Below are 22,705 nucleotides of genomic sequence, written 5' to 3'. Positions count from 1 at the left end.
GGCGGACGTGTCGGTTGACCTCATCCCCGATAACAGTTAAGTTATTGTTCAGAACAATAATTTATTATTCAATATCGGGATGATAATCAATTAATAAATGGAATAATTGCAAATAAATATGAATGAGGTGGGAAATGAAGAGGAGCGATGCTTTCTGGGAAATGCGCAATCTAGGCAGAACTGTCCTGGAGATTAATTGTGATGATAATGATACCGTGGATTGCCTAAAGGATTTGGCTAGTGATTGTGAAACGTATGATTATCTTGTCGCAAAAATTCCTAAAGGGAGGTTGGATCTTGTTCATGCATTTGAAGATCGCGGCTTTCGATTTCTGGAAACACAAATTGAATTATTGTATGACTTAAAGAAGATGAGGGAAGTCTCAGGTTATGTAAAGAGAATGGCCGATCAAGCCCGTTATAGAAAAGTGCATACATTAGAACAACTGAATGTCCTTCTATCGAGAATAGAGGAAGACTTATTCATTACAGATAGAGTATCGTTGGACCCTTTACTCGGGACGAAGATGGCTCATACCCGATATTTGAATTGGCTAAGCGACTCTCTTCAAACCGGCGCCTCAATATACGAAGTAGAACTGAAATCTCGGGATATTGGATTTTTTTATGTAACGGAAATAGACAGCACAACGGGATATGGAGCTCTTGCTTCCGTATATAAAGAGTATCGAAAGAGGGGGTGGGGATTAGTTGTGCTGGAGGCCGGTTTCAAATATGCGAAAGAAGCTGGTTATTCTAGAATCATAACTCGGGTATCCTCGAATAATTTGGAAGCGCTGCGGGCCAATCTAAATGTTGGGTTTGAATGCAAGGATATGTATTATATTTTAAGAAGGGCCAATTTCTCAAATTAGGATGTATGATCATGATGCACACGCAGCTTTCAGTCATTATTCCTGTTTATAACTCACAGGACTCGATAGGGATCGTCGTAGAGAAGCTACTTATGGAGTACGCTGATTTGTATAGAATGGAAATTATTATGGTCAACGATGGAAGCGTCGATCGCAGTAAAGAAGTATGTACGTTATTGGCGAATCAGCATTTCAATGTTACGCTCCTTGACCTGGAGAGAAATTACGGACAGCAGACCGCGATATTCAAAGGACTTGCCTTGGCTCAAGGTGATTATATTGCGCTTATGGATGATGACATGCAAAACCCTCCAGAGGAGCTTGTTAAGCTGGTTAACAAGATCGCTGAAGGTTTTGATGTCGTAATTGGTCAACGGGTGGCGTATAAACAATCGTCATTCCGGAAACTCATTTCCTATCTCAATACGCTTACGTTCAATTATTTATCGCATTCAGGCAAAAAAATGTATTTCAGCAATTTTATAATTATGCAAAAATCTATAGTGAAAGAGATCCTTAAGCGGTCATCATCCAATCCGAATGTGTACGGATCGATACTTCAAATGACAGACAATATTGCACATACACCTACACTACATCGAAAAAGACAGCATGGACGCTCCAATTACACATTATGGAAGCTATTAAGGCATTGGTTTAACAGTTTGCCGTATTTCACAACCAAAGCAACTCGCTTTTCACTATTCTTGGCACTCTTTCTCATACTAGGTATGGTGATCACCTTTATTTACTTATGGATTTAGCTGTATTTATAAAATCGGATGAAAGCATATTGCGGAACATCGATTTGAAGCTGTTGTTTATCCAATCTCCCTACGGGCAGATAGTATTCGTACGTCTTGTAAGAATCAATCCGGGTAATTAACCTCAGGTCCGATCGATCGCTATTCGTTTCTCCTTTTGTCCCCTCCTCAATTACGTGCTCGCTGTCGATGAATACTAGCAGATGATCTTGAAGCTCGGTTTGCTGATAGACATGCTCCGAATTGTTGAATATCGTCATTTTCATAAGCTCATCCCCGTCTTTTTCACCATAAGAAATGCTCAGGGGGATAATATTGGCATTAAATTGCGTGTCCACATGCTGCTCATTATTCATGCTTGCTAATGGCCCTTCTTGAAAAAACTTGTCATCGTTCAGTGACACCACTTTATTTTTCTTGTCCCAATTTATAGAGGCTCCCAAGCCATCCGCTACCCATTTGGCCGGTACCATGATCGTGCCATTCTTGTTCGTAATGGAGGAATCCAGTGTAACCCCCTCCCCATTAATGATTGCTTCCTTCTCGTTAAGAGTGGCTGTAATCGTTAATGCTGATGATGTCAATGCAACTGTCTTGTCCCTATTGTTCCATTTGATCTCACCGTTCAGGACATCTGCAAAAACTCGCAATGGCACCAGCGTTCTATTATTTGCATCCACATAGGGCATTGTTCCCTTGGAATATATAAGGAACGCACCATTAAGCTTTAATTTCAAAGCATCATTTCGCAATGTTTCTGCCGATACGCTTGCCATTGGAACTAACAGGCATAACACTGCGACCAACGCAGCGACAATACTTTTTCTCATCATAAATCCTCCGTTTACTTGTGAAATTCCAACCTGCTACACATTTGGTGCGTTCATAAGCATGATGCCATGAGACATTTCGCCAATTGAATTACATTATATTATAAATGAGCCTCATGCTGTAAATATCTCGTTGTGTAAAGACGAAATGGATTGGATAAATGTTGCGGGAGTTCCCACATGATTTGCTTGAATCACGATTATCGATAATTAAAGACCGATTCGGAGTATAATAGATACGTATACGATAGATGGACGGTGGAAATCTGTATGTATAGGTATTCGAATATAGCGCAGAAGAGGTAACAGGATGAGCGAGAAGCATTTTACAGATTATCAGTTAAGTGAAGAGATCGTGAGAGCATTGAATAGCTTGGGCTTTGAGACGCCGACAGAGGTGCAGACGGAAGTCATTCCCGTGGCGCTGGAGAGGAAGGATCTTGTTGTCAAATCGCAGACAGGCAGCGGCAAAACAGCTGCTTACGGTATTCCGCTCTGTGAGCTGGTGGATTGGAACGAGAATAAGCCGCAGGCATTAATTCTAACCCCAACTCGTGAGCTCGCGGTGCAGGTCAACGAAGACGTCACGAATATTGGGCGCTACAAGCGAATCAAGTCGACGCCTCTTTATGGGAAGCATCCTTTTCATATGCAGAAGGCTGAGCTGAAGCAACGGACGCATATCGTCGTTGGAACACCCGGGCGTGTGCTCGACCATATTGAACGCGGCACGCTATCGCTAGGGCGGATTGCTTATCTCGTTATTGACGAAGCGGATGAGATGCTAAATATGGGCTTTATCGAACAGGTTCAGGCGATTATTGGGGCGCTGCCTGACAACAGGGTAACTATGTTATTTTCCGCTACGTTTCCTGAGGATGTGGCCAAGCTGTCACGCAAGTATATGAACAATCCTGCTCAAATCGAGATTAAAGCGAGCGGCATCACGACAGCAACGATTGAACACGCTCTTATTCAAGTGATGGAGGCGGACAAGCTGGCGCTGCTTCAAGACCTGCTCATTGTTGAGAGTCCGGACAGCTGCATTGTGTTCTGCCGTACGCAGGAGCATGTCGATCAATTATTCAGACAATTGGCTGATCGCGATTATCCATGTGATCGTATCCATGGCGGTATGGAGCAGGAAGAGCGATTCGAGGTGATGAATGCGTTCAGAAGGGGCCAATTCCGTTATTTGATTGCGACAGATGTAGCCGCCAGAGGGATCGATATCACGAATATTACCCATGTTATTAACTACGACATTCCGCTTGAGAAGGAAAGCTATGTTCATCGCACAGGACGTACGGGACGTGCAGGCAAGACGGGTAAGGCGATTACCTTCGTCACGCCTAGAGATGGCAACCGATTAGCCGAAATTGAGGCTTATATTGGATTCGAGATTCCGAAAGTGAAGGCTCCCTCCGAAGAGACTGTTGAGCGCCGCAGGGAAGATTTTGAGCAGAAAATAAATGTTGGACCCCAGCTGAAAAGAGATAAGCGCGAGCAATTAAACAAGCAGATTATGAAGCTTAACTTTAATGGCGGCAAGAAGAAGAAGCTGAGGGCGGTAGACTTTGTTGGAACGATCGCCAAGCTTGAAGGCGTTACCGCAGACGATATCGGGATTATTACGATTCTCGATCATGTGACAGATGTTGAGATTCTGAATGGCAAAGGACCGCTTGTGCTTGAATTGATGAAGACTACAACGGTTAAAGGCAAGCAGTTAAAGGTGCGCAGAGGGAATAAAAGCTAGCTTCGTTACATTGGAATATAGGACAAGCCGCCACAATAGTGGCGGCTCAAGGGTTGAACACTTAACCATTTAAGAAAAGTACTCACTCACAGGTTTCAGAGTAGGTTCTCCGTTTGGATTGGTTGGAGAGGCTGATTTTTGAAGCTCTGCAGCTTTTTCCATATCCTGCTTGATCCGCTTTGCAATGGATTCCAGCGTTGGCTTGTATATACCATTATATGCGATACCGAGCAGCGCCTTGTCATATCGAGAGAAGTCTATCAATGCAATCTCCCCATTGTCACCCGTGATATCAAGTGAAATCGTCGGATCATTGTTGCTGTAACCTTGGCTGTTGTATGCAACCGACTTGACTGCGCCATGGACAACATTATATTTCTCCGCCATTTTCTTTGCCAGCTCGACATATTCCTGCGGGTTCCTATCGAGAGCCGCGTCAAAGGCTACTGAAACCTGTTTATCCAATTTTCTTTCACGGCCTATGGTTAATAATTCTCCTGTTACAGAGTCTACCCAGAAAGTGGAGTTGAGCTTGCCGTTCACCAGCACATCAGCGTGCCAGCACGAACGGGGAGAACCTTCGGTTGGCTGTTGGTAACCCAATTCAATCACCTGACCCTCCAAGTTCAGGCCAAATATCTCCCATAGGGCCTGTGCCCCTATTTCCGCTGCTTCTTCCCTTGTCATGTCCTTGCTCGTTGGTGTTTGGTTTCGAAAATACTCCCGGTCAATTGCTCTCACCGTATAATTAGCCTTCCTATAGCCCTCCGGCAAACTCTGCTGCGCCGATGAGGATACAATGGATGCAGCCTTAGCATACCTTGTAGGGACAGTCATTGTTTCTTTGGCTTCCACCACCATTACTGCCTGTGTAAATCCCTGGAACAGCAGCGTACAGGCTCCAATGACTACAGCTGCCGCTAATATGTTTTTTCTAAAGCCGTTCTTGTCCACTTTCGTATCATTCATTCGAATTTCTCCTTTGCCGTTTTGTTTGTGATCACAATTTGCAGTATAGAGAGTCCGGATTATAGAATCGTCATCAAGTCATTATGAAGTTGTAAACTTTATTGTTACCGTCGTTCCTTCGCCGGGCTTGCTCATAAACTCCAGCTCTGCGCCATGACTCAAAGCAATCTGTTTACAGATGGCAAGGCCTAATCCAGCGCCGCCGTCCTTGCGGTTTCGGGATTTCTCTGCACGATAAAAGGGCTCTGTAATGTGCCCGAGTATCTCGGGGGGTATCCCTCTTCCGTTATCCTGAATGCTAATCGTTCTCCTCCCTTCTTCTATTGCGGCACGCACCATAATATATCCGCCCATGCCGCACGCCTTAATCGCATTGTCGACAAGATTGACAAACAGACTTTGCAGCAAGCAAGCATCTCCCCGAATATCATCCATTTCACAAAGAAACTCTATTCGAATTTCCTTCTCTGCGATCTTATTATGCAGGGTCTGTTTGACCGATTGAAAGAGTTCGGATACGTTTTGCGTTTCCCATTCGATCCCATCATTATTAAGGTTGGCCAGTTCGAGTAACTGATAGGCCATCGTCTGCATGCGCTTGCTTTCTGACATTATGTAGCCGATTGCTGACAGCCTGTCATCCTCTGTCAAGGCAGCCTTTTGCATATATTCCGCATATCCATAGATTGCAGTCAGGGGCGTACGAAGCTCATGGGCAAAATTATCAATAAACTGCTGCTTCTTCTCTGCGGCGGCAATTAGCTCCGTCATTTGTCGCTGGATTTCCGCCGTCATATGATTAAAGCTTTGTGCCACTTCGGCTAGCTCATCATGCCCGAATACCGGAAGCCTCGTTTCATAAGCACCGGCCGCAATATAGCGGGAGGTTTGAGAAATCTGCGACAACGGCTTGAATATTCGATTAAGCAAGGCAAGAAGACCTAATGCAAGCAAGCCGGAGAGAATCGCTCCCGCGAAGAACAGCATGTTCTTCATATGCTTCCAAGCAGTGACGGCATCTGTTGTATCATAAATATAGACCATGGTATACAAATCAAAGGGCGCAGGAAGCTGCCCCGACACGATTGCATAGGTACGGCCATCTGTATGTTGGATCGCAGCTAGGCGGCTTCCGTTCTTTGGCGGTTCCAAGAAATGGCTCTGGATAGAGATTTCCAGACGATTGGAATAGACGAGCTGATTGCCCTTGTAAAGCGCCAGCTTAACCTTTCTATCCCCGGACAGATAGCTGTATGGCTGGAGCAGAGCGCCTACAGAGCCGTCAATATCTGTTCCGCGACTTTCCACAGCATGAAAATCCTTGATAAGCGCAGATGCTATAAAATAATGTTCATTCAAGCTTCTTTCCTCTGCACGATTAACCGTATCCTTGAATGTAGTGACAGCAATGATTAGTATCCCAAGATTGAAGGCGATCAGAAAAAGTGTAAGTGTTGTTAAAAAGGTTCGGAATTTCATAGATGGCTCTCCAAGCGGTAACCCAGCTTATAGACTGTTTTTATTACATTTTCCCAGCCCAATTTCTTTCGCAGCTTTTGAATATGAACATCAATCGTTCGGGTATCGCCTTCATAATCATAGCCCCACACAAGCTCCAGAAGTCGTTCTCTGGACAATGCAATATTACGGTTGTTTACCAATACCTCTAGCAATTCATATTCTTTCGGCGTACATTCTACAAGCTGTCCCCTATAGAACACCTGATGGCTGTCAAAATCAATCCGCACAGCTCCCGCTTCAAAGCTGCTTTTACTTTTTTGAGTTCGCCGCAGCACGGCCTCCACACGGGCCAATAGCTCCAGCATTTCGAAGGGCTTTGTCAAATAATCGTCAGCCCCCATAGAGAAACCATTTATACGATCGGATAAGCTGCTGCATGCCGTCAAGAAGATCGTAGGTGTTTCATGTACCTTGTTAAACACCTCGAACCCGTCAACCTCAGGCAGCATGATATCTAGAATGATAAGATCATAGGAATGGGCCCGAATTTCAGCAATAGCCGTTAGACCGTCATAAACAGACGTGCATTGATGCCCCACAAGCTGCAAATTCCTTTTAACCAGCTCATTGATTGATTCTTCATCCTCCACAATTAATATGGCCGCCAACAACAATCACCTCATTTTCTATTTAGCAATAGTATTACTGGTTTATTATAGAGTTGTAAAATCTTTGGGCGCCCATAGGAAAAAACCCTAAAACCATACGGTCTCAGGGACTCTTCCACCAGCTTGTAATCTCGCAATTGCATCGGATGCCGAATCAACCTGTAACTGCTGGCGCCAGTAGTTTAACTCTTATATTCTAAATGCAGTAGAGGAAATGGCCTTCCTGAGCTGTCTAGTGCCGACCGTCTGGTCTGTATAAAACCGTAGCGTTCATAGAATCTGCATGCTCCCTCATTTTGCTCGTTAACATCAACTTGGAGGTGGCTTCCTTTTATTCTGGCGGCATGTTCAATTAATCGACTGCCTATACCCTTACCATGATAGCTGGGATCGACGAACAGCATCTCTATTTTGATTCCGTCAAGCCCGATAAATCCTGCGGCTTCATTGCTTTCGTTCAGCTCTACCCAAACTTCAACTTCCCTTAATGCGCCATTCTGAACCATCTGATGATAAAATTGAATATCCTTTTCCGTTAAAAATGTATGGGTATGTCGAACAGCTCGATACCAAATATCCACTAGTGCATCATGATCATTTTCTCGATAAGGAACAATTCCGTTTAGCATAACTCATCCTCCGTCATTCCAACATACAGCTCTGCCTTGCTCATTTTATCACACTATTCCACATCCCCTGCAGCATTCCCAGCACGTTCCCCAGCATAACTTTCACCGTTGCTTCAAACTGCCGTTAAGCAGGCATCCGCCTCGCTGCTTTCCTACAAAACATACGAGTCATCAATCGCTGTGCGCGGAGCCCTGTGCCAGAACGGCAGCTCAAGGAGTGGCCGTTAGACCTGTTGAGTTAAGAGAAACTCCAACACTTCGGCATTAAGCTTTTCATGAAAGTGTTGGCGATCAAAGCCGAGCGGGTCTTGTGAAGGGAGAAACGACGAGGTAATCATCGATTCAGGAAAGGGGCTCAGAAAGGAAAAATGTCCGGCATTTTCGACGGTTCTATATATAATTTTACTCGGGTCAGCAACGCCTTCCACTATAATTTGCGCATGAAAAGGAGGCGTATAGGGATCATTCTCGGCATCCAGCATTAAGATGGGGATGTTAACTGCACGCAATGCTCCCTCTGCCCGAAACCAGACTGACGCCGGCGCCAGCAGAACTAGGGACCGAATACGAGAATCCGGCGCAACCTCTACAGACTGTGGTTTGCCGTCCGGGGTTTCGTGGGAAAAGCAAGTCGGCGCACCGCCCGCTGCTGCCAGTGCTGTATAGCCGCCCAAGGAATGTCCGATAATAGAAACGGCATCTGGGATCAAGCTCTCCGACAGCAGCTCATTTTGGAAAAACCAGTCAACAGCCATCTGAATATGTCTTGGTCTATAGGTGAGGTTCTGCATCGTGCCTTCCAAGCTGTTGTTATTCCGATTGTTGAATGGATGTTCCGGCATGCCGGCGATAAAGCCGTTGCGAGCCAAGTGCCGGGCCAACGTCCGGTAGACAAGCGGTGAACCGCCGGTACCATGCGAGATTAAGACCAGAGGGAACCTGCCTTCCAATGGTTCTGCATCTCTGGCTAATTCCAGCAGGTACGGTCCCAATCGGTCTGCTTGTTCTCGCGTGCCTGCCGGATACATCACCGTCATAGGAAATGTAATTCCAAGAGAGTCATCGGTTATCTCCACTTCGCAGCAGCCTGCATAGCCGTTCTTCAATCTCACATTCCCTTTCATTGTAAGCTTCCTCTCCTTAAACTGTACTCCTGTTCATCTCTATCGGACCAACAGGTATATAGATATCAAATTCCGAATCGTCATTCGCCGGACCCCGATATCTGTCATCAAACCGGGCAAATTCCGGGGCGTTTGTCCGCAGCCTCCCCGATTTGGGCAACCAGGTGTTATAAATATACTGAAACGTATCCGATATTCTCGCCAGCGAACCTCTATGTGAGAATACGGCGTAGGTTTCGGCAGGGAGAACTTTATAGACCATTCCTTCAGGAATCCGCCCCTCTTCGCTAACCTCGACGCAAGTGGTATAGGAAACCTCCCATTGAGCCCCCGTAAGCTCAATTAAAGCGTAAAGGATAGATCCAGTAGGCTCTCGTCTGTTATCAATTTCAGCCAACCGTTTCCTGAAACAGCTCCACAGCTTTCCGACTTCGCCGGAATTTAAGCTCTGTATTTCCATCCCGACCAAATAAAACGTATCCTTGGTTATGAAATAGGGTTCGAGGGTTAATCCGTCGCGTAGATGATTGAACCCGGCCTCGTCCAGCGGCAGCCTCTCCATCGCTCGGAACAGTGTATCCTTCATATCCGTTTGTTTACGGAATTGCCCCGGTGAGATAGAGAACATTTGTTGAAAGGCGCGGGTGAAGGCTGCTTGTGATTCAAACTGATAGTTGACGGCAATCTCTACGATTCTGCGCTTGGTGTGAAACAATTCGTACGCCGCATGGGTTAATCTGCGCCTTCTGATGTACTCTGAAACGGAGTTTCGCGTAACGGATTGGAATATTCGGTGAAAATGATAGGGAGAGTACCCTACTAATTGTGCAACTTCTACTGCGGTGATAGGATCGGACAGATGATTTTCAATATAATCAACCGCTTTCGTTACCGAATCCATGTATTTCATTTCAACGCCTCCATGGAGATATCACAACTGTAATATAATTCGGTTTTTTATTTTTGATATTTTTTGCGGATCATACCGTCATCGTATCTTCTTTGCTTCAACTTGTTTTTTCTGCTGCTATAGAGCATTATTATGGCATTATGACCTTTAAATTTCACTTCATGTTTGCTGCTATCGATTTATTATACCCGGAAAAGGCTCTGCGATCGCGGAGAGTTCTTACGCCATTGCGCAGTGGATTTTTCTTCAAATCCATATTTACAGGAGGAGCGCTTTATGTTTGCTACCGAAGATGTTTTAAGAGTATGGAGAAAATTCGATAATTTTCCTATGGAAACATTAACAAAAGCTTGGTTCTTCAAACAGAATACTGAAAAAAGACAAAGAGAAGTATCACTTATGAAGGAACATCGCGAGCAATATGGAATAACGGGAAATTGTTTTGATCTCGCAATTTGGCTAATGCATGAATTTGAAAACGAAGGTGTTGAAGCTTATCCAATCGGTCATCATTTAGGAACGGCAAAAGCACATATTGCAGTAATAGCGAAAAATGAGCAAGGAAACCGTTATCTTTGCGATTTAGGAGACCAGTGGCTACAGCCCATCCTGGTAGATACCGATAGCGAGGACTATTGTGAAGATCAATTAAACGGTTTCTTTCCGGGGGCAGAAATACAAGTGAAACAAGATGGTGATACGCTTTCCGTTCTATACCATAGACCAAACGGGAAAGTGAGCACGCAGAGCTTTAATCTCGCCCCTGTTACAATCGAGGACTTTTCAAGAGCTGCCGAAATATCCCAAAATACGATCAATAAGCTGCCTTTACTAGAATGCAGGATTCCTTACAAGAATGAAATCGCGCACTGGGAATTTTATAATTGGCGAAGCTTTCTAAGCACAACGGAAGGAATATTCGATGACCCAGAAACAGACGATCTTGAACAATGGTGTGCCAGAATTCATCAAAAAACGGGTTATGATGAAAAATTCCTCTTCGAAGTCTTACAAATATTCAGAGGAATGCGATAAATACCCTTTGGCAAAGAGCCCCCTATTGTGAGGGACCAGAAACTGGAGGGGATATGCGGATGAAGGATAATGAACGCGAATATGCCGCACTGATAACGGACCAGTTTCCCGAATTGAACATGCAATCCGTTGATTCGCTTGGTGAAGGATATCGAAATTACGCGATCCTCGTTAACAGAGAATGGGTGTTTCGCTTTCCCAAGAGCCAACAAGGCGCAGATGAATTGAACAAGGAAATTGGGTTTCTTCCTTTGCTTTCCAGTCATGTGAAGGTCGCGATTCCGGAGTTCGAATACATCGGAACACAGAGTGACGGACGTCCCTTCGCGGGCTACCGGAAAGTCCATGGCGAGATTCTGGGAGAAGACGGAATCGCCTCCATCTCCGAGCATGCAAGTCATCGACTAGCCGAGCAGCTTGCTGATTTCATGAATGCGTTGAACACATTTCCAGTTGAAACGGCTATTCAGGCCGGAGTTCCCGTTCGCAATCTTGCGAATGACATTCATTTGTTGAAGGAGGCCATGGAGAAGCAGGCGTTTCCGCATCTTAATCCGTCTTTACGGGACTACCTCAACAGGCGTTTTCAATCCTTTCTTGAGGAACCGGCATATACCCGTTATTCACCAGCACTGATTCACGCTGATCTTTCGCCGGATCACTTTTTGACGGATGCGCATCAGACAGCACTAACGGGTATTATCGATTTCGGCGATGCGGCGATAAGCGACCCCGATTACGACTATTTGTATCTGCTAGAGGATTGCGGCGAGCTGTTTACCCGGCGTGTGATGACCTATAGGGGCGAAGCCGACCTAGATGACCGCATCCAAAAAATCTCCTTGCTCGTCACGTTCGATCAAGTCCGCTATCTGTTGGAAGGATTGGAGTCCGGAGACCAAGACTGGATTCAAGAAGGGTTTGAGGCTGTGGAACAGGATATGCGGGGCAATCAGTAGAAACAGCCTGAAATACGAGATGAACCAGGTATCTGTCAGGAAGATGCTGGTCGAATTCCAGATTTGAATACACTTACAGAACAGCTACGGATCAGAGGGATTCTGTAGAACCCTCTGCTCCGCAGCGTTTCTGTTTAGCTTATTTTTTCACATCAATCACAATTTTCCCAACATCGTGAGCGCCGCTCGTTGCGAGCTTGAACGCTTCCGATATGTGATCCAAATCAAAGCGGTGGGTAATCATTTCATTGATCCCAATCTTATTCTCTTGCATCAATTGAATCGCGATTTCGAAATCCTGCTTTACATACATCTGTGTTCCTAACAATGTTTTCTCAGCTCTTTGGAGCATTTTCATAGGGAACACAGGGTCTTTCCCGAATAATGCCGTGATGACGATTTCTCCACCATTTTTTGTGATTGATAGGGCTTGTCTTAAGGTTAGCTCCAGACCTGCAACATCGAAAGCAGCATCAAGCCCGATACCCCCGACTTCTTCTTGTATCCGTTCTTCTACATTTTCCTTCATTGGATCGATTACGATATCCGCTCCCAGCTTGCTTGCAATTTCCCGTCTGCTCGCAATTGGATCAGAAGCGACAACAAGCTTGGCTCCGAATGCTTTCAGCACTTGAATAATTAACAGCCCGATGGGGCCGGCTCCCAGGACAGCAATCTTCTTTCCCTCCACACTCTTCATTCTTCGAGCAGCATGCACAGCCACAGCGACACTTTCTACCATTGCGCCATAGGTTGCACTGAAATTTGGCGGCAGTTTCACTAAATTCCCTTCCGGCACAGCAGTAAAGTTGGCAAATGCCCCAGGATGATGCCCTCCTATTACTTTCAATTCACGACAGAGATTAAAGTCGCCTGCCTGACAAGGCTCGCACTTCCCGCAGCCTACTCCTGGTATTGCCGCAACGTAATCCCCCAATTGAAAGTTCCGAACATCAGCGCCTACTTCCACTACTTTACCGGCAAATTCATGCCCCATCCGAACAGGCGGCTTCAGTACAGGGTGATTGCCTCCATAGATGTGAAGGTCTGAACCGCAAATCCCGCACACCTCGATTTCCACCAACAATTCGCTGGCTTTAATTGCAGGTCTTGCTTCCTCTTCAACTTGCATTTGCTTCTCTCCAACTAGAACCGCTCTTTTCATAGGGCACCCCTTCAGGGAATTATTGATTTACATGACTTCATTTATTAATTCACATGACTTCCTTGAAGCCATTAATCTTTTCTCAGTGGATTTAATGTAGGATCTCCACCCAATATACCGCCATCAACAGCAATAACTTGTCCCGTAACAAAGCTCGCCTCATCAGAGAGCAGGAATGCGATCATATTCGCAACATCCTCCGGTGTTCCTAGACGTCCCAGCGGCGTGCGATTGATAAGTCTATCCCTGTAATTCAAGTTCTCAGGCAGCGACAGGTCTACGAATGGCGTTGCAATATAGCCAGGGCTTACTTGATTGACCCGGATACCGAATTCAGCCAGCTCTACTGCAAGTGTTCTCGTTATTTGTGAAACGCCCCCTTTGGCAGCACCATAGATGGAAACATTGTGTACGCCATAATGAGAAAGCATAGAGCCTATATTAACAATGCGACCGCCGTTGTGCTGTTTCATAACCTTCGCAGCAGCAGTAGAAGCAAAGAATGTTCCGGCTAAATTGGTATCGATGATCCCTTTCCAATCTGCCAGCGTGTAATCCAAAGCCGCTTTGCGGAAATTGGTCCCCGCAGAATTGACAAGCATATGAATATTGCCGAACTGTTGACCAATCTTCTCTATCACTCGTTCAAGCTGTTCAACATCGGATACATCCGCTTGGAAGAAATGCAGCCGATCTTTAAATTCAGGCCTATCATTCATAAATTGCTCAGCTCGCTCCGCACTGCGCCCAAGCACCACACATGTTGCTCCATTAGCCAATAGCTTCTTCGCAGCTGCTCCGCCAATTCCCGAATAACCGCCCGTAATTACTGCTACCTCATTGTTGAAGTTCATAGTTGCTCCATCTCCTCTACGCGATCATGCTGCTGTTTCTATTATGATTTCACGGAACCGGCCGTTAACCCGGAAATCAACATCCTGCCTAGAAAGGTGAAGACGATAATCGATGGGATAATCGCAGTTGAAGCTGCCGCTGTTAACGGTCCCCACTCTTGACCGAAGAAGCCCAAATATTGATAGATAGCCAATTGAACAGGTCTTAGATCAGGGCTGTTAATCATGATGGAGGACAGAATAAATTCGTTCCACGCCCCCAGGAATATGAATAATGCCGCTGCTGCCAGAGCAGGTCTGGTTAATACAGCCATCATGCCAAATATAAAATAGAATCGAGAGGCTCCATCAATCGTTGCCGCCTCATCGACCTCGACGGGAATCGTCTCAACGCCTGATTTAATAATCCAGATCGCCATCGGGAGGTTGTAGGCCGTATATAGAATCGGCAAGGTATACCATTCGTTCAGGAAGCCCAATTCGCTCATGTACAAATAATTCGGAATAATGAGGGCTGAGCTGCCGATGGATAAAGGTATACAGAACACAACAAGGTAAAACATCGGCTTCTTGAACCTGAAGGAAAACCGATCAAATCCATATGCCGCTAGAAGTCCGAGAAATAACCCAAAGATAATGGAGGCCACGCAGTAAAAAATACTATTCAAAAAGGTTTGCAAATAACCTCCATTGAAAATTCTGATATAGTGTTCAAAGGTAGCCTCAAAATTGAATAGCTTAGGCGGATAGGAGAATATATCAGAAGGTGACATAATAGAAGTCTTAACTCCCCATAAGATGGGGACGATATTGACAATAACGACTAGTCCAAAGGTTATGAAAAGTATGATCGATTTCAATGATCCTGAGAAAGTAAAATGCAGTCCTTTAGATCTCATATTTCACCATCCTGATATAAAGCGTTATCAACAATACGTTAACCAGCAGCACTACAAAGGATAACGCGCTTGCGACTCCGAAATTAAAGTACACGAAGCCTTGGTGATATAGTTCCATCGTAATGACATTCGTCGCACCGCCCGGGCCGCCGCCGGTGAGTACCATAGGCACATCCACATTATTGAAATTACTAAGCATTAGAATAATGGATGTTACCATGATCGGCGTTTTTAGCAGAGGCAGCTTAATCAGCCAGAAGGTATGCCACTTATTCGCGCCATCCACTTGCCCAGCCTCTTCCAGCTCCTTCGGAATACTTTTGAGCCCAGCCAGAATCAATACCATTGCAAATCCGACTGTACGCCAAGCGATTACAAAGATCAGCGCGATCGGCGCCATTTTGGGATCGCCTAATACATCCACACTCTGAAAACCCATTGCGTTCAGAACATAATTTAACAGTCCCAGGTTATTAAAGATCCATTTCCATAAGAGCGCCCCGACCACCATCGAGATTACCCAAGGAATCAATACAACGATCTGGATGATATAAGCGGTAAAGCCCTTCTTGGAATTAATCCATAATGCGAGCAAAGTGCCTGTAATAATCGATATGAATAGTCCTACAAAGGTCACAATAAATGTGATTGAAATTGAGGACATGATCGCATCGCTCGTAAAAACTTTCGTGTAATTTTTGAGCCCTACAAAATCGCCTAACTGCAAATATCTCATATCGTATAAGCTGATGTAGATGGTATAAAATAAAGGAATGATTAAGATGACGGATAAGAAAAGGATGCTTGGTGAAACCAGAATAGCCCCAAGTTTATTTGCTTTCACAATTGCGCCTCCAATGCTGCACGAATAGCCATCCCATTCATCGGCTGCGGGTTGTATTCCTTCGCCCGCAGCCGATTACAGGACCCTTGATGTTACTGCGCAGAGCTCCGTTAATTGGCCCCTACTCTTTCATTGAACTCTTCTTCTGCTGCTTGCAATGCCGTCTTTGCATCCGTGCCTTTCACCAATATCTCCTGCGCAATCTTGTTCAAGTCCGATCTCCAGCCGCTAACCGGGAACTTCCACGGCTGAGCATAACCATACTTGGCAAACCCTTCTGCCATGACTAACAAATAGGCTTTATCAGGCTTGTTCAAAAACTGTTCATTGTTTTGCACGGTTGACTTGCGAACAGGCACTTGACCGCCAATTTCCATCCAAATCTTATCCGACTCCGCATTGATCATATGCTCAACGAATTTTCCGGCAGCCTCTTTATGCTTACTACCCGACCACACACCTACATTCCAGCCATTAATGACACTCGGAGAGAACGTGGAGCCATCTTCACTTGGGAAGAAGGTCATTTGAATGGTACTGCCATCAAAGGTAGATTCCGCCTGCAGAGTTGGAATACGCACGCCAGCACCAATCATCATGGCGTATCTTCCCGCTTTAAATTCGTTATATACGTCTTCTACAGAGGACGATATCGCAGATTCGGGAGTGACCTTGTGCTTCCTCACCATGTCCAATTGACGATTCATAGCTGCAACACCTGAATCCGTGCTCCAATTGGCCTGTCCGTTTTCTGTAAACATATCGCCTTGCGAATGAATGAGAGCTGGCGGGAATATTTGCGGATCAGGTGATTCCGGACTAAATGCTTGACCCAAACCGTATCTCTGAATGCCCGAAGCCGCGTCTTTCTCCGTTAATTTCACAGCTGCATCGACGAGCTCATCCCAGGTCTTGAATGGAACCTTAATGCCCTTCTCCGCCAATAGATCTTCCCTGTAAATGATGCCTATATAGTTTCTGGACAAAGTAACCTGATAATGCTTCCCGTCCTTATTGCCGAAATCCCAATAGGCATCGTCTACATCTTCGATATCTTCTTGGGACCAGTCATTCAAGAAAAGGCTTTCAAAATCAACCAGCGCATTTTGCTGCAGCGCGGTTCCAAAGTCATCCATTGACGTCCATATCACGTCCGGCGCATTGCCCGTTTGATTCGCAGCGAGGAACTTGGTTCCCAATGTGTCCCATACTTGCGGTTCAACCATGACTTTCGTATTCGGATTGTCCCGCTCGAAATTAGCAATGATCTGCTTCAGGGCTACTTCTCTGGCACTTGTTCCATTCGGATCAAGGAATGTCCACATTTTGATCGTTGTATTCTCAGAAGTTTCGTTGCCCGCATTCGACTGACAAGCTGCAAGCGAAATGCTTAAGCAGCATACCAGAACAGCCATCAGGATCTTACGTATTTTACGATTATTCATTCGTGCATTTCCCCCTAAGAAAAGTGTAGGTAATCCTTGTTGAATACTTGCTGCGTGTGACGTTCCCACTCCCTCCATCAGCCGCCGAGAGTAACTGCCCATTAAAAATATCACATTCAAAATAGGCAGACCATGAACGAATCACCTTGATATGCATTATTATATTGTGATAACATCAACACTATAAAAACGGAATGTATGCGTTTACAAATAAAACTAATTCCAAAGGTGAATGCTATGAACGATGCTTTAGGTGACTTACACAACATGGTTCCTCACTTCACGCAAGTCATCCATAGAGTCGTAAATGGTTCATGGGTCAATCATAGAAAGGTATGGGATACCCACTCCTTAATCCTTGTCTATGATGGAGAGGCTGTTATTGGATGCAATGAAGAACAGCGGGTTGGCAAAGGGGATTTGATCTACTTTAAACCTGGCGATGTGAGATGGGGATATACGTTCGAGGATAATCCAATGAAATGTTATGCGATGGATTTCCAATATTCCTGCCTATTATTCGATGACAAGGAGTGGATCAAGAAGGACATTCCTTTGCCTATGCAGTCGTTTCTTCAAATCACGGATTCTCATCTGTTTTCCAGAGTGCTTAATTTGTTTCGGAATTTAACCAAGGAATGGATCTCGCCCAGTACCTTCAATAAGGTGTTCAGAGAAAGAGCTTATTTCATGGAGATCCTTAACCTTCTCTTCCTGTGGAACTCATCTAAGCAATCCCTCAATTATGATAAAATACGGAAAGTAGAAAAGGTGTCTCAGTATATACTCGAAAATTATTCGCATAAGGTGAAGCTTCAACAATTGGCGGACTATATTCAACTCAGTCAATCTTACCTGCAGGTCATTTTTAAAGAGATAACCGGTAGCTCTCCGATCGAGTATTTAATCAAAGTTCGTATTAACAAGTCCAAGGAGCTTATGAAGGAAGGCTATCAGAATATCGGGGAAATCTCCGAGCTTGTCGGGTTCAACGATGCGTTCTACTTTAGCAGATGCTTCAAAAGGATTGAAGGCACTACCCCGACTGAATACCGAAGCACGATTTCATCACAGAACCAATTTGTTTAACAGGGGCCGTTCAGGGCATTACCTACGCTTGGAGCTTGGACGTAATAAACAAGGCTGCCCGTCTCGGGGCAGCCTTGCTTGGCTTATTGCTGTATATTTACGAGCTTAACGAACCCGGATTTCGACGACCTCGGCATAGGATGTCCCATTGGTTTGTTCCACAACAAGCCTTAACTGCTTCGTCTGCACACCGTTCTCTACGATATGCTTTCTTTTCCGCTGCCTGTTGCCTTTCACTTCAAACAGAATGCTCCAGTTATCCTTCTCCAATACCTCCAGCCGATAATCCCTAACCAATTCCGGAATAATATCGAATTCAGTCCGATGATGATGGAGGTTAATGAGATCTTCATTCACATCATCATTAAAGGTGATGTGAATTTCATTGAATGTCACTTCCTGGTCCCATCGCAATGCAATCCACGCATCATCGTTGGAATGCCCTGAAAGCCACATATGCGCTCCACCATAAGGACGCTGGTAACCATCTATAATTTTTGCAGGCTCAAAGGCCTTTGTTTCATTTCCTAAACGGAAGCAGAATGGTTTGCGCACGACACGTTTCATATTCCATTTCACAACTAGCTGATCCTGGTTGAGCGACTCCATTCCACGAGCGACGTTCAGCGCTTTTTCCTTAATGAATGAGAGCACTCCGCTCATTGGCTGGTGAGACAGATATACGGATACACTCGGATTCTCCTTTATTACCACGAAGGCATTCTGCGCATTTTCCGGTTTCCACGGGAGGTTGAATGCTACCCATTGTTTGCTGCCCTTCTTAGCGGTTTGGACATCTCCCACCTGGAGCTGATAAGGGATGTAATTTTCCTGTCTTCCTGTATCCCAGACCTCAACCTCAACGGTTGTGTCTTCAGCAGCGTCTAACAGAATTTGTATGCTCTCTATGCCAGGATCTACAGGCAGCAAGAAGGCGACATCTGTTGCGAGCTCGAATGCTTCATCTGCCGACTCAACTGCAAGACGGCTTATATAGCTGGAGGCAACAACCTCCGCCTGAAGTGCAAGATCTGCAGGATCATCGTTCTTAATCCCAATAACAGACGCATCTTCCCATAGGAGGATTTGCTGCAATTGCTTCAAATGCTTCTCATAAATCTCCCGAGGGGTAGCCTTGTGATCCACACAAAGCGCTGCAGCGGTTCCCGCCGCTTGACCTACAGAAGCACATGTACCCATTACTCGTGATGATCCAAAGGCAATTTGTGTCGCACTAATGTTTCTGCCTGCGAATAACAGGTTATCTACATTGACGGAGTAAAGGGTGCGATATGGAATTTGATAGATTCCATCCGCATGGTAATGCCGGGACGTGTAATCAGCGGCATACATCCCTTCAGGCGGATGCAGGTCAATCGACCAGCCTCCGTAGGTTATATTATCTTCAAATTGAGTTTGTTGTTCCAGATCGTTCTGGTTGAGTACATAATCCCCTTTGAATCTGCGGTATTCCCGTTTCCCTGGCATGCTGCCAACCCATTCCAAGGTCATCGTATCCGCTTCGAATTTGCCGGAGTTTTTAATATAATCCCATATTCCATAAATGACAGACCATAATTCATCACGTATCCGTTCATTATCATGAAGGGTGTCTATTTCCTCTTCTCCCCCCCACTCAATCCACCAATAATGACAGCCGGAATCTCCGCTGTTCAATATCCTTTTGATCGGAATCGGCGTCTGCGTAATATCTTTCGTAAAGCTTGGCGGAACAAACTTCACAGGGCGCCCAGCATCCTTGGTATAAAACAGCAGTGTGCTCCCGAGCGTAATATTGTCCGACACATCAGGAGCCCACGCTTCGTTATATTCGTGCTTGGCTTCTCGACCAATTTGATATTTGGCCCCAGCCAGAAAACCGATTAAGCCGTCACCTGTGCAATCTAGAAAAACGGGACTTTCGAAGCGAATTTTACGTTCAGAGCCCATCATCCAGCCTGTAACTGATTGAATATGACGGTTTGACTCATCACCCTCAGCCTCAACCTCATGGACATCCGTATTTAAGAACAATTGGATATTAGGCTCATGACGCACCTTCTCCAGAACGATGAGGTCCCAATAATACGGATTCCCCTCAGGGTTCGTATATTGATTTTCTACAAACATTTCACCTAGAATGCCAGTCTCTCTAGCATAACGATTGACGCCATGACCTGTTGCTCCAACGACCCAAACCCGCATCTCACTGCTCGAATTACCTCCCAGAACCGGACGGTTCTGAATAAGGGCTACTTTCTTCCCCAAGCGGGCAGCCGCTACAGCTGCGCTTACTCCTGAAAGCCCGCCGCCCACTACAGTAACATCTGACTGAACGTGTTCGTATCTCATTGTTTTCACTCCGTTATCTATACTAAAGTTGAATTTGTGTCTTCAGAAGATCTCTGTCCTTCGGCTGTTCAAAAAAGTCGAGCGCTTGCTCCAATGAGATCGTCTGCGAAACCAAATGATCGACTTGGATACGTCCTTCGCTGATCCATCTCATCGCAGGAATTGTTGTATAATGAACAGCCATAGAGCCTAGAATGGTCCAATCCTTATTGAAAAGCTTGAATGGATTCAGAGGAACCGTAACCTCACTGTCGGCTACTCCGAATTGCAAGTATTTTGCAGCAGGCCCCATATAGGAGAAGGCGCTTTGGATCACCGAAGAAATACCGGTTGCCTCCACAACGATATCGAAGGTCTGCCCGGACAGATGTGTATCGAGCTCATCGCTCAATACCGTTTGGGTTGCCCCGAACTGCGCAGCAATTTCCAGCTTGGATGAAGAGATATCGACCACAACCAGCTCTGATGCTCCTGATCTTGAGATCGCCTGTACTAATTGTTGTCCCATTGCACCAGCACCGAACAAGATGACTCTATTGCCGGCTTGAACCTGCAACCGATTCATCGCATAAACGACACACGCCATTGGCTCAATGAAGGCCCCTTGCTGGAATGTCATAGAGTCGGGCAGCTTAATAAGCGTATTGGCTGGAACCCGGACATATTCTGCCATGCTTCCATGCCTGGTTACACCTGTTGCCGCAAAATTCAAGCATTGATTGGACCTATGGGTTTGGCAATATTCACAATGACCGCAAAATATATTGGGATCTGCGCTAACGCTGTCGCCCACTGAATATCCCGTTACATTCGGGCCGATCTCATGAATGACACCAGAAAACTCATGCCCCGGAATGAGTGGATAGGACGACATATACGTCCCTTCATAAATATGAATATCTGTTCCACATATCCCCGTTCGTTCCACCTTGATGGTCACTTCATTCATTCCCGGCATCGGATATTCCACTTCCTGAATACTGGCTTGAAACGGCTGTTCGATCACAAGCGCCCTCAATTTTCTTCACCTCTTCGATACACTAGTCTGAGCTATAAAGTGTTCTGCTGAACGTCTGACCTAATGGGGGAAATCAATTCATACTTCGCCATGTGCAACGATGTCATACATGATATCAACCCTCCTTAGTCTCGCATGCTGCCTTGTGATAAAAAATAACATATCCATTGTTGAACTGACATGGACTAATCGGGCTGAAATGTACTATTTCATACTGAATTCTGTTTGTGCCGGCTTGGGCCTTACCACGAGCAGGCTCACACCGGCTAGTTATGCTCGGTTTGACTAGACGCGCAGCAAAATAAAAAGCAGCCGCAATCGGCTGCTTTCTGTCTGAGCGTATACTAGTACTCTTAGGCATGCTTCATACTTTGTATTCGTTAGGATGCCAACTATATCTTACGACGTTCGGTATTGGCTTACTCCTTGTCGCGCAAGCACATCCCTTTCAAGTACGTCGTCAAACTCTCGATATTCATTCGAACATGCCGATTGTCGCCCTCCAGCTTGCTGAGCATGATGCCGCCTTCCATGACGGATAACGTAAAGGTTGCTAGTGCATCGATATCAAGATTCGCTTTGAATTCACCGGATTGAATGCCTTCCGAGATGATCGCTTTCATGTTGTCCAACGTGCGCTCCAGCCCTTGCCGAGCTTGTGCACGTAGAATCGGATGGCCATCGTCGCTCTCGGTAGCCAGGTTTAGCAGCGGGCAGCCGCCTATAAAAGGAGGAGCTTCCACTACGTTTGCATACACCTGCAGATAGACAAGTAGCTTGCCCATAGCAGTTGATTGCTGCTCAAGTGCCTCTTTGATGGTTTGATTCACGATGCTGCCTGCATATTGGTAAGCCTCAACGGCGATTTCGTCCTTGCTGGCGAAGTGGCGGTAAATGCCGCCTTTCTTAATGCCTGTTAGCTCTGTAATGTCCGACAAGGACGATCCCGCATAACCTCTCTGGTTAAACAGCTCGGCAGACTTCGCGATAATATTTTTGCGGGTGTTTTCTCCCTTTAGCATGCTGAATCCCCCTACGCACATGTGGAATGATTGC

The 22,705-nt window shown here is 45.6% G+C and carries 21 protein-coding genes; 6 read left to right on the top strand and 15 right to left on the bottom strand.

What is annotated here, in order from left to right; translation table 11 throughout:
• Positions 1-134 precede the first annotated feature (134 nt).
• The gene (locus L6H65_RS08335) at positions 135-875 is read left to right on the top strand and encodes a GNAT family N-acetyltransferase (RefSeq protein ID WP_236340039.1); all 741 of its coding nucleotides are present in this window, start codon (positions 135-137) and stop codon (positions 873-875) included.
• A gap of 11 nt (positions 876-886) precedes the next feature.
• Positions 887-1,639: a glycosyltransferase gene (locus tag L6H65_RS08330; protein ID WP_236340038.1), complete on the top strand. Its 753-nt coding sequence runs from the start codon at positions 887-889 to the stop codon at positions 1,637-1,639.
• Here the strand turns inward: L6H65_RS08330 and L6H65_RS08325 are convergent.
• Complete coding sequence (locus L6H65_RS08325; protein WP_236340037.1) at positions 1,636-2,472, bottom strand: copper amine oxidase N-terminal domain-containing protein; 837 nt, start codon at positions 2,470-2,472, stop codon at positions 1,636-1,638. The genes L6H65_RS08330 and L6H65_RS08325 overlap by 4 nt on opposite strands.
• Positions 2,473-2,779: 307 nt before the next feature.
• On the opposite strand from L6H65_RS08325, the gene L6H65_RS08320 reads away from it, so the two are divergent.
• Positions 2,780-4,228 (top strand): DEAD/DEAH box helicase, encoded by a 1,449-nt coding sequence (locus tag L6H65_RS08320; protein WP_236340036.1) that lies wholly within the window; start codon positions 2,780-2,782, stop codon positions 4,226-4,228.
• 69 nt (positions 4,229-4,297) lie between these two features.
• Here the strand turns inward: L6H65_RS08320 and L6H65_RS08315 are convergent, their stop codons facing one another.
• From L6H65_RS08315 to L6H65_RS08290, 6 genes are all read right to left on the bottom strand, one after another.
• Positions 4,298-5,197, bottom strand: a complete 900-nt coding sequence (locus tag L6H65_RS08315) for a ribonuclease P Rpr2/Rpp21/SNM1 subunit family protein (RefSeq protein WP_236340035.1) — start codon at positions 5,195-5,197, stop codon at positions 4,298-4,300.
• A gap of 81 nt (positions 5,198-5,278) precedes the next feature.
• On the bottom strand, positions 5,279-6,676 hold the full coding sequence (locus tag L6H65_RS08310) for a sensor histidine kinase (RefSeq protein WP_236340034.1): 1,398 nt from the start codon (positions 6,674-6,676) through the stop codon (positions 5,279-5,281).
• Positions 6,673-7,326 carry a response regulator transcription factor gene (locus L6H65_RS08305; protein WP_236340033.1) on the bottom strand — a complete coding sequence of 218 codons (654 nt, stop codon included), beginning with the start codon at positions 7,324-7,326 and terminating at the stop codon, positions 6,673-6,675. The genes L6H65_RS08310 and L6H65_RS08305 overlap by 4 nt, the downstream gene beginning before the upstream one ends.
• Before the next feature lie 182 nt (positions 7,327-7,508).
• On the bottom strand, positions 7,509-7,955 hold the full coding sequence (locus L6H65_RS08300; RefSeq protein ID WP_236340032.1) for an acetyltransferase: 447 nt from the start codon (positions 7,953-7,955) through the stop codon (positions 7,509-7,511).
• Positions 7,956-8,179: 224 nt separating this feature from the next.
• Positions 8,180-9,079: an alpha/beta hydrolase family protein gene (locus L6H65_RS08295; protein ID WP_236340031.1), complete on the bottom strand. Its 900-nt coding sequence runs from the start codon at positions 9,077-9,079 to the stop codon at positions 8,180-8,182.
• A gap of 16 nt (positions 9,080-9,095) precedes the next feature.
• Positions 9,096-9,989, bottom strand: coding sequence for an AraC family transcriptional regulator (locus L6H65_RS08290; protein WP_236340030.1), 894 nt, complete (start codon positions 9,987-9,989; stop codon positions 9,096-9,098).
• Between the two features lie 276 nt (positions 9,990-10,265).
• Here L6H65_RS08290 and L6H65_RS08285 point away from each other — a divergent pair, with 276 nt between their 5' ends.
• Together L6H65_RS08285 and L6H65_RS08280 are read left to right on the top strand one after the other, a co-directional pair.
• Positions 10,266-11,024 carry a hypothetical protein gene (locus L6H65_RS08285; RefSeq protein ID WP_236340029.1) on the top strand — a complete coding sequence of 253 codons (759 nt, stop codon included), beginning with the start codon at positions 10,266-10,268 and terminating at the stop codon, positions 11,022-11,024.
• Positions 11,025-11,083: 59 nt separating this feature from the next.
• A complete protein-coding gene (locus L6H65_RS08280; RefSeq protein ID WP_236340028.1) occupies positions 11,084-11,983 on the top strand; it encodes a phosphotransferase family protein in 900 nt (299 codons plus the stop codon).
• Positions 11,984-12,122: 139 nt separating this feature from the next.
• Here the strand turns inward: L6H65_RS08280 and L6H65_RS08275 are convergent, their stop codons facing one another.
• The 5 genes from L6H65_RS08275 to L6H65_RS08255 form a co-directional block, all read right to left on the bottom strand.
• Positions 12,123-13,148, bottom strand: coding sequence for a zinc-dependent alcohol dehydrogenase (locus L6H65_RS08275; protein ID WP_236340027.1), 1,026 nt, complete (start codon positions 13,146-13,148; stop codon positions 12,123-12,125).
• A 71-nt stretch (positions 13,149-13,219) separates the two neighbouring features.
• Entirely contained in the window at positions 13,220-14,002 is a 783-nt protein-coding gene (locus L6H65_RS08270) for an SDR family NAD(P)-dependent oxidoreductase (RefSeq protein WP_236340026.1), read from the bottom strand.
• Positions 14,003-14,043: 41 nt separating this feature from the next.
• On the bottom strand, positions 14,044-14,901 hold the full coding sequence (locus L6H65_RS08265; RefSeq protein ID WP_236340025.1) for a carbohydrate ABC transporter permease: 858 nt from the start codon (positions 14,899-14,901) through the stop codon (positions 14,044-14,046).
• Complete coding sequence (locus L6H65_RS08260; protein ID WP_236340024.1) at positions 14,891-15,745, bottom strand: carbohydrate ABC transporter permease; 855 nt, start codon at positions 15,743-15,745, stop codon at positions 14,891-14,893. Before L6H65_RS08260 ends, L6H65_RS08265 begins: the two co-directional genes overlap by 11 nt.
• A 110-nt stretch (positions 15,746-15,855) precedes the next feature.
• A complete protein-coding gene (locus L6H65_RS08255) occupies positions 15,856-17,190 on the bottom strand; it encodes an ABC transporter substrate-binding protein (RefSeq protein WP_236340023.1) in 1,335 nt (444 codons plus the stop codon).
• Positions 17,191-17,427: 237 nt separating this feature from the next.
• Between L6H65_RS08255 and L6H65_RS08250 the strand changes: the two genes are divergently transcribed.
• Positions 17,428-18,279, top strand: coding sequence for an AraC family transcriptional regulator (locus L6H65_RS08250; RefSeq protein ID WP_236340022.1), 852 nt, complete (start codon positions 17,428-17,430; stop codon positions 18,277-18,279).
• Between the two features lie 105 nt (positions 18,280-18,384).
• Here L6H65_RS08250 and L6H65_RS08245 read toward each other — a convergent pair whose 3' ends face one another.
• From L6H65_RS08245 to L6H65_RS08235, 3 genes are all read right to left on the bottom strand, one after another.
• The gene (locus L6H65_RS08245; RefSeq protein ID WP_236340021.1) at positions 18,385-20,631 is read right to left on the bottom strand and encodes an FAD-dependent oxidoreductase; all 2,247 of its coding nucleotides are present in this window, start codon (positions 20,629-20,631) and stop codon (positions 18,385-18,387) included.
• 22 nt (positions 20,632-20,653) lie between these two features.
• Positions 20,654-21,649 (bottom strand): zinc-dependent alcohol dehydrogenase family protein, encoded by a 996-nt coding sequence (locus tag L6H65_RS08240; RefSeq protein WP_236340020.1) that lies wholly within the window; start codon positions 21,647-21,649, stop codon positions 20,654-20,656.
• A 419-nt stretch (positions 21,650-22,068) separates the two neighbouring features.
• Positions 22,069-22,671: a TetR/AcrR family transcriptional regulator gene (locus L6H65_RS08235; RefSeq protein WP_236340019.1), complete on the bottom strand. Its 603-nt coding sequence runs from the start codon at positions 22,669-22,671 to the stop codon at positions 22,069-22,071.
• Between the last annotated feature and the right edge of the window lie 34 nt (positions 22,672-22,705).

It is taken from the genome of Paenibacillus plantiphilus (genome assembly GCF_927798095.1).
Taxonomy (GTDB): Bacteria; Bacillota; Bacilli; order Paenibacillales; family Paenibacillaceae; genus Paenibacillus_Z; species Paenibacillus_Z plantiphilus.
The sequence above is the reverse complement of the archived record's forward strand: the minus strand, read 5'-3'. Positions and strand labels throughout refer to the sequence as shown.

What these genes read in the sequence shown, in the direction of transcription:
- L6H65_RS08320 (WP_236340036.1), top strand. Translation starts at nt 2,780, where the DNA reads ATGAGCGAGAAGCATTTTACAGATTATCAGTTAAGTGAAGAGATCGTG.
- L6H65_RS08285 (WP_236340029.1), top strand. Translation starts at nt 10,266, where the DNA reads ATGTTTGCTACCGAAGATGTTTTAAGAGTATGGAGAAAATTCGATAAT.
- L6H65_RS08250 (WP_236340022.1), top strand. Translation starts at nt 17,428, where the DNA reads ATGAACGATGCTTTAGGTGACTTACACAACATGGTTCCTCACTTCACG.
- L6H65_RS08265 (WP_236340025.1), bottom strand. Translation starts at nt 14,901, where the DNA reads ATGAGATCTAAAGGACTGCATTTTACTTTCTCAGGATCATTGAAATCG.
- L6H65_RS08275 (WP_236340027.1), bottom strand. Translation starts at nt 13,148, where the DNA reads ATGAAAAGAGCGGTTCTAGTTGGAGAGAAGCAAATGCAAGTTGAAGAG.
- L6H65_RS08280 (WP_236340028.1), top strand. Translation starts at nt 11,084, where the DNA reads ATGAAGGATAATGAACGCGAATATGCCGCACTGATAACGGACCAGTTT.
- L6H65_RS08290 (WP_236340030.1), bottom strand. Translation starts at nt 9,989, where the DNA reads ATGAAATACATGGATTCGGTAACGAAAGCGGTTGATTATATTGAAAAT.
- L6H65_RS08255 (WP_236340023.1), bottom strand. Translation starts at nt 17,190, where the DNA reads ATGAATAATCGTAAAATACGTAAGATCCTGATGGCTGTTCTGGTATGC.
- L6H65_RS08335 (WP_236340039.1), top strand. Translation starts at nt 135, where the DNA reads ATGAAGAGGAGCGATGCTTTCTGGGAAATGCGCAATCTAGGCAGAACT.
- L6H65_RS08295 (WP_236340031.1), bottom strand. Translation starts at nt 9,079, where the DNA reads ATGAAAGGGAATGTGAGATTGAAGAACGGCTATGCAGGCTGCTGCGAA.
- L6H65_RS08270 (WP_236340026.1), bottom strand. Translation starts at nt 14,002, where the DNA reads ATGAACTTCAACAATGAGGTAGCAGTAATTACGGGCGGTTATTCGGGA.
- L6H65_RS08315 (WP_236340035.1), bottom strand. Translation starts at nt 5,197, where the DNA reads ATGAATGATACGAAAGTGGACAAGAACGGCTTTAGAAAAAACATATTA.
- L6H65_RS08330 (WP_236340038.1), top strand. Translation starts at nt 887, where the DNA reads ATGATGCACACGCAGCTTTCAGTCATTATTCCTGTTTATAACTCACAG.
- L6H65_RS08325 (WP_236340037.1), bottom strand. Translation starts at nt 2,472, where the DNA reads ATGATGAGAAAAAGTATTGTCGCTGCGTTGGTCGCAGTGTTATGCCTG.
- L6H65_RS08300 (WP_236340032.1), bottom strand. Translation starts at nt 7,955, where the DNA reads ATGCTAAACGGAATTGTTCCTTATCGAGAAAATGATCATGATGCACTA.
- L6H65_RS08235 (WP_236340019.1), bottom strand. Translation starts at nt 22,671, where the DNA reads ATGCTAAAGGGAGAAAACACCCGCAAAAATATTATCGCGAAGTCTGCC.
- L6H65_RS08310 (WP_236340034.1), bottom strand. Translation starts at nt 6,676, where the DNA reads ATGAAATTCCGAACCTTTTTAACAACACTTACACTTTTTCTGATCGCC.
- L6H65_RS08245 (WP_236340021.1), bottom strand. Translation starts at nt 20,631, where the DNA reads ATGAGATACGAACACGTTCAGTCAGATGTTACTGTAGTGGGCGGCGGG.